The organism is Peribacillus frigoritolerans, from assembly GCF_030676415.1.
GTDB classification, from domain to species: Bacteria; Bacillota; Bacilli; order Bacillales; family DSM-1321; genus Peribacillus; species Peribacillus frigoritolerans_A.
Window position 1 is genome coordinate 1 of the sequence record NZ_JAUUTW010000078.1, and the last position, 1,239, is coordinate 1,239.

The 1,239-nt window shown below is 48.7% G+C and carries 2 tRNA genes and 2 rRNA genes; all 4 read left to right on the plus strand.

Features of this window, described 5'->3' with window-relative positions:
- Window positions 1-78: ribosomal RNA gene (locus tag Q8G36_RS28520) — 16S ribosomal RNA — on the plus strand; the annotation flags it as partial.
- Between the two features lie 116 nt (window positions 79-194).
- Window positions 195-271, plus strand: a tRNA-Ile gene (locus Q8G36_RS28525).
- Window positions 272-287: 16 nt separating this feature from the next.
- Window positions 288-363: transfer RNA gene (locus Q8G36_RS28530), tRNA-Ala, on the plus strand.
- Between the two features lie 104 nt (window positions 364-467).
- Window positions 468-1,239, plus strand: a 23S ribosomal RNA gene (locus Q8G36_RS28535); the annotation flags it as partial.

The following is a 1,239-nucleotide window of genomic DNA, read 5'->3' on the forward strand; positions in this document are numbered from 1 at the left end:
CCTAAGGTGGGACAGATGATTGGGGTGAAGTCGTAACAAGGTAGCCGTATCGGAAGGTGCGGCTGGATCACCTCCTTTCTAAGGATAATTACGAGAGCGCTTTTGTTTTGTTCAGTTTTGAATGAGTGATTCATTCAATTAAATAGCAATCCCGTGATAAGCTTGGGAAGCAGAAGCTTATTATTTATGTGAATGGGCCTATAGCTCAGCTGGTTAGAGCGCACGCCTGATAAGCGTGAGGTCGATGGTTCGAGTCCATTTAGGCCCACCATTCCATTTCCCAAAACGGGGCCTTAGCTCAGCTGGGAGAGCGCCTGCCTTGCACGCAGGAGGTCAGCGGTTCGATCCCGCTAGGCTCCACCAATGAAACAATCACGTTGTGATTGGGACAGCTTGTTCCTTGAAAACTAGATAATAGATAGAAGGCAATTAATTTTTTTCAAAGCATCTGTAAGATCTTTTTTAACGGTTAAGTTAGAAAGGGCGCACGGTGGATGCCTTGGCACTAGGAGCCGATGAAGGACGGGACTAACACCGATATGCTTCGGGGAGCTGTAAGTAAGCTTTGATCCGGAGATTTCCGAATGGGGAAACCCACTGTTCGTAATGGAACAGTATCTTTACCTGAATACATAGGGTACTGAAGGCAGACCCGGGGAACTGAAACATCTAAGTACCCGGAGGAAGAGAAAGCAAATGCGATTTCCTGAGTAGCGGCGAGCGAAACGGAATTAGCCCAAACCAAGAGGCTTGCCTCTTGGGGTTGTAGGACACTCAACATGGAGTTACAAAGGAACGGGGTAAATGAAGTGATCTGGAAAGATCCGTCGAAGAAGGTAAAAACCCTGTAGTTGAAACTTCGTTCCCTCCTGAGTGGATCCTGAGTACGGCGGGACACGAGAAATCCCGTCGGAAGCAGGGAGGACCATCTCCCAAGGCTAAATACTCCCTAGTGACCGATAGTGAACCAGTACCGTGAGGGAAAGGTGAAAAGCACCCCGGAAGGGGAGTGAAATAGATCCTGAAACCGTGTGCCTACAAGTAGTCAAAGCCCGTTAATGGGTAATGGCGTGCCTTTTGTAGAATGAACCGGCGAGTTACGATTTCATGCGAGGTTAAGTTGATGAGACGGAGCCGCAGCGAAAGCGAGTCTGAATAGGGCGAATGAGTATGAGGTCGTAGACCCGAAACCAGGTGATCTACCCATGTCCAGGGTGAAGTTCAGGTAACACTGAATGG